This is a genomic window from Nitrosomonas sp. Nm34 (assembly GCF_900113925.1).
Lineage (GTDB): Bacteria > Pseudomonadota > Gammaproteobacteria > Burkholderiales > Nitrosomonadaceae > Nitrosomonas.
On sequence record NZ_FORD01000107.1, the window covers coordinates 1 to 4,647 of the forward strand.

The following is a 4,647-nucleotide window of genomic DNA, read 5'->3' on the forward strand; positions in this document are numbered from 1 at the left end:
ATATTAACGGTATCGAATCTTTCTGGAGTTTCGCAAAAAGACGTTTGGCAAAATTCAATGGCGTGCCTGAGCATACTTTTTATCTTCACTTGAAAGAAACCGAATTTCGTTTTAATCATCGACATGATAATCTCTATCTTCAAATTCTTAAATTATTACGTCTAAACCCGCTTTAACTTCCTAAGACCCTAAAAAATATACTCTTTCATCACCACATGAAATCGACCATTTCCATTCGGATGATATACACAAATTTTAATAACTATCTACAATGAAAGTAATCCATAAAAATCAGGGTGTTCATATGTGTGTTGATATGCAAAAGATATTTGCTGAGCCAACGGAATGGAGCACTCCATGGGCTTATAAAATTTTGCCTCAACTAATAGCCCTCACAGAGTTTGATCCATCCAAAACGATCTTCACTCGCTTTATCCCGATGAAAACGAGTATTGAAGGGGTTGGTATGTGGAGAAAATATTATGAGCGGTGGGAATGTATGACGCTAAAAAAAATCAATCCTGCCTTGATTGATCTTATATCGGAATTATCACAATTCGTTCCGCCCGCAGTTGTGATAGATAAACATGTGTATGGCCCATGGATGGAAACTACTCTACATCAATACCTGCAAAAACGGGGAATAAATACGCTTATTATTTCAGGAGGAGAAACAGATATTTGTGTATTGGCTACGATTATGGGTGCAATAGATTTAGGTTATCGCATTATCCTGGCCAGAGATGCATTATGTAGCTCTCAAGATAGTTGCCATGATTCTATTATAAATATCTATGAAAATCGTTTCAGTATTCAGTTGGAAGTTTATACTACTGAGAAAATATTATCTCATTGGGAGAAATAATATATATCTATATTTAGCGATTTTACTGGGAGATAGAATTCTTTCATTATTCATTTCATATTAAATACAGCCCATTGTAAATACTCTGCTCACAATATCATCCTGCTTAAATTCTTTTTCAAGTTTAACTTGTAAATTCTCTTGAATTCAAGTTTTATCGTTTTGGAATAATGGAAAAATTTTAGTGCTAAGTTTATATTACGGTTGATTAGTAGAGTCTGCTTTGATTCATTACTCAATTACTGCAAATGTACCTGGGACTATCTGCGATGAAAAGCACTACCAAATTGAGGGTCAAGGTGGCGAATATTTCTTATTCGGATCGCTCGGTAAGGCGCTACATTCAGAGGTTAAAACCAACAATCAGCTTAAGACAGGACCGTTATTATGAGCTGGTGCTGGACATGATATCGGGCGCGTAATGTCAGATTGATGGTGGTGAATTGCACGGTGTGATGATTGGTGGCGTTGAAGCTACGGTTTAGCTGATCAGACGGTAGTAATCGGTGAAGTAGTCCGTGAATTGACCCTCAATCAACGTTTTCATCAATATGCTACAGCAACAGGGTTTCGTATTGGTGCTTGTAAAGGTTATGGCTCTGAAAGCAAGTTAAAGTTGAAGCAGGCGGCAAGTATGTTGAGCACAATGGTTTGGACGGTGAATCTTCTGCCAATTGGCATGAGTTGGAACGTTACAGGGCCAACTGGTTGGACAATATCGCCAACCAGGGATTGGCATGGTAGCATGCCGCAGCAACCGCGCTCCAATATCAGCGAGCAGAGCAAGCCAATATGTTACCTTACTTGGCACTTGGCTGTGTTCAGCTGTCACAAACTGAAGACATGACGCGCAAGAGTGACAAAACTGGCTTGATTGCCTGGCAAGACAACAAATATAGCATGCCAGTTAAGAATAATTCAGAATGTATAGGATTTGAAGAGCATCTCGAAAGGTAAAAGGCGAGTGGAGCAGAAATTGAGTCAGCGGTACGTCCAGAAAAGACCATCATACTGAAGGGAGATGCCGAAGGTAAGACCGTTCTTGAGGATAGCCAGTCAACTGGGAATCACCTGTATCGAAGAACAGAGTACGGATGCGGATGCGGCCTGGCTCAAAAAAGTAAGAAATCGCATTTTGACTACCCCAGCTACGTGGTGGTCAATGCGGAAGACGGCTACGTACACGGGATGCATACTGCCCCTGCCAACCAGAGCGAAATGACGTATTTCGAAATAACCATTGTTGGCGCGCAACGAGGCGAATCGAGTGTATGCGGATAAAGGTTCAGTAAGCCAACGCCAATTGGTAGTTTCTGAAAAAAGCACAAAATCAAGAGCGCGATCATACACCGGGCATACAAGAACAAACCACTCTCGATACGCCAGAAGCTGGTAAACAAATTGATCATAAAAACACGCTATATCGTCGAACAGTGTTTTGGCATGGCCAGACGTCTATTTGGAATGGAGGTGCAGCTATTTCGGCACAGTAAAAGTCAATGCCCAAGTCGTGCTGAAAAGCATCTGCATGAATCTGAAAAAAGCTATCAGTAAAAACTAAATTGAATAGGTGTGGTTAAGCATTGGAAAAGTAGCTAAATTTTAATAGCCAATTATGGCTCAATTCAGTTGGCCATTGAGACCACCCCTTCCAATCACATCATATGATCGGCTTCCATTCGATGCAATAGAGTCAGACGAGACAGTGATCACCAACGGTTATGATCTCACACATCACAATGAATATGATGCTAGGTAACGGCTGGAAAAGATAGTCGAATTATGGAAGCAGCCGTGATTACGCATGAGGTATATATGGAAATAGCCAACCGATAAGCTTTTATGGATGAGAAAGATGTGGCTGGATGACCAGATGAACAAAAATTAAACAAAATAATATCACTGTCACCGGCAGTTGGTGCGTCAACTACGCAATGAACCATTATGACAATTCACTGCGTAGAAAAAGTAAACAAATTATTTGCTAAAACATTGGCTATTCCAAGTGATTGCTAATATTATAAAGTTAAGTTTTAGCAGTTATTTTGGAGCGAGAACACCGGAAGCCCCAGTTTCTTTCGCTGCCCGCAGAACAGGATAGAATTGGGTAAAAACCAAGTCATCTTTGGCATTAGTTTTGTGACATTCTGCACATTCTTGTGTCGGCAGGTTTTTAGCAGCTGCAACCAGCGGGGTGCCTGGCACATAGAAAATGTAAAATCCCCAGTTACCTGGTTCATTAGCAAAATGCTTCGCATCTTTGACTGATGCTTCCAGCCCAATGTAGTCGCCCATAAAGTAACCATTACCGCTACCTGGTCCTTTACGATCCCCTACACTGACAAGTTCCTTGACAGTCATCGTCCCGTCTCTGAATTCTCCCGTTTTTTTCCAGTGCGCGTAGCTCTCCGGGTCAATATAAACGGTTCGAATTTCAGCAAATGGTGCTTTGCCTTCGTTCAGTTCGTTAGGTGTAACCTGAGTGCCTACCATTACCCATTCCCGATAATTCTGAGGTAAGAGCAATTCACCCTTATCGTTAAACTGCGCGGGTCCTGCTGCAAGCGCATGGCTACCCAAACCAGATGACATCATCATGGCTACAATGCTAGTTGTCAGTATTTTTTTAAAGCCCATTGCAATTTCCTTTGATTGATATAATGAAACTCTTCACAGTGCACGATTTTTAGCTAAATACTAAGAGCCGCGGCTCCTGTGGTACGGAGTTTATTACGTGACCATCTTTACGTCAATGACGAGGCCACTATTGAGTGATTTTTAATAACTCCTTGATAGATAAAACCTGTACAGGTTTTGCACCAGGTAAAAATTGACATGATCGGAAACAGAAAATTTTCTCTCGACACAGATTTAGACCGCATCTGATGGTCAGCAGGAGACTTAGGTGACGGTGAATCAGGTTTGGCCCAAATTTCTGAGAATTTCAGCCATAACAAGGGTGGATCAGATGGTCACTCCAGCTTTCAGGTTTCTTGTCGATAACACAATTTTTATAAATAATGGTCAGTCCGCGTAGGGCGGAATCGCTACTGCACCTAATGAAAATCATCCAGTGCAATACGCTCGTTTATTGCGTCCTACCGCTGTTGGATTTCTTGTTTACCGTCACTGAAAAGTGCACGCGGCCAAGCTGATGGAGGATGGTTTTGTTGGATCGTTTACGGTTCATGCCGCCAGGATACGGACAACGTAGGAGTTAAGGATAAGCTTTATTCACATTTAAAACAGACAGTTAATTTAAACCAGGTTAACATTTCATTGACAGATCAGCCAAATGTGAAACAGTAAAGATCTAATTATTGTGCATATTTACGTAAGAAGTGACAACTTGTCATGTATGTAGTCCAATGTAGTCCAGAAATCATGATTTATTTATCAGGCAGATTCAAGTTTAAAGTGCAACTTTTATAAGGTTGATAAGAGGCAAACTGCGATAGCATCTGAGCTTCTTGAACGATTAAGTAAAGGAGCACAGATGAAAGACTATCATCAGCTGACCTGTGAGCAACGCTGTCAAATGTATGGGTTACAGAAAGAAGGATTTAAATAAAGAGAGATAGAGCGAATGAAGTAGACGTTAACAAATCTACCATCTCACGAGAACTCGGGCTATTTAAGAAGTGCTGGGGTGGTAGTAGTTAAATTGGTAATGCTAGGGTCTGTTGACATTTCACATAGGTAGCCACAGATATCCACACGCTATGGCTACCATACTTTCATAATTTCGCTTCAGCTTGTCGTATCGTGTCGCTATTGCCCGG

Annotated in this window: 3 protein-coding genes and 2 pseudogenes; 3 read left to right on the forward strand and 2 right to left on the reverse strand. The window is 41.1% G+C overall.

Features of this window, described 5'->3' with window-relative positions:
* The 3 genes and pseudogenes from BM283_RS17230 to BM283_RS19135 all read left to right on the forward strand — a co-directional run.
* Window positions 1–176: pseudogene (locus tag BM283_RS17230) on the forward strand (IS1595 family transposase); the annotation flags it as partial.
* Between the two features lie 140 nt (window positions 177–316).
* The gene (locus BM283_RS17235) at window positions 317–865 is read left to right on the forward strand and encodes a cysteine hydrolase family protein (RefSeq protein ID WP_217646596.1); all 549 of its coding nucleotides are present in this window, start codon (window positions 317–319) and stop codon (window positions 863–865) included.
* Between the two features lie 792 nt (window positions 866–1,657).
* Window positions 1,658–1,822 (forward strand): hypothetical protein, encoded by a 165-nt coding sequence (locus tag BM283_RS19135; protein WP_175492220.1) that lies wholly within the window; start codon window positions 1,658–1,660, stop codon window positions 1,820–1,822.
* Between the two features lie 1,083 nt (window positions 1,823–2,905).
* On the opposite strand, the gene BM283_RS17245 is transcribed toward BM283_RS19135, so the two are convergent.
* Window positions 2,906–3,502: a cytochrome P460 family protein gene (locus BM283_RS17245; RefSeq protein ID WP_090695330.1), complete on the reverse strand. Its 597-nt coding sequence runs from the start codon at window positions 3,500–3,502 to the stop codon at window positions 2,906–2,908.
* A 1,054-nt stretch (window positions 3,503–4,556) separates the two neighbouring features.
* Window positions 4,557–4,647: pseudogene (locus tag BM283_RS18425) on the reverse strand (IS5/IS1182 family transposase); the annotation flags it as partial.

Bases quoted from the DNA above. Each gene is read 5' to 3' on its own strand.
- BM283_RS19135 (WP_175492220.1), top strand. From the start codon at position 1,658: ATGTTACCTTACTTGGCACTTGGCTGTGTTCAGCTGTCACAAACTGAA.
- BM283_RS17235 (WP_217646596.1), top strand. From the start codon at position 317: ATGCAAAAGATATTTGCTGAGCCAACGGAATGGAGCACTCCATGGGCT.
- BM283_RS17245 (WP_090695330.1), bottom strand. From the start codon at position 3,502: ATGGGCTTTAAAAAAATACTGACAACTAGCATTGTAGCCATGATGATG.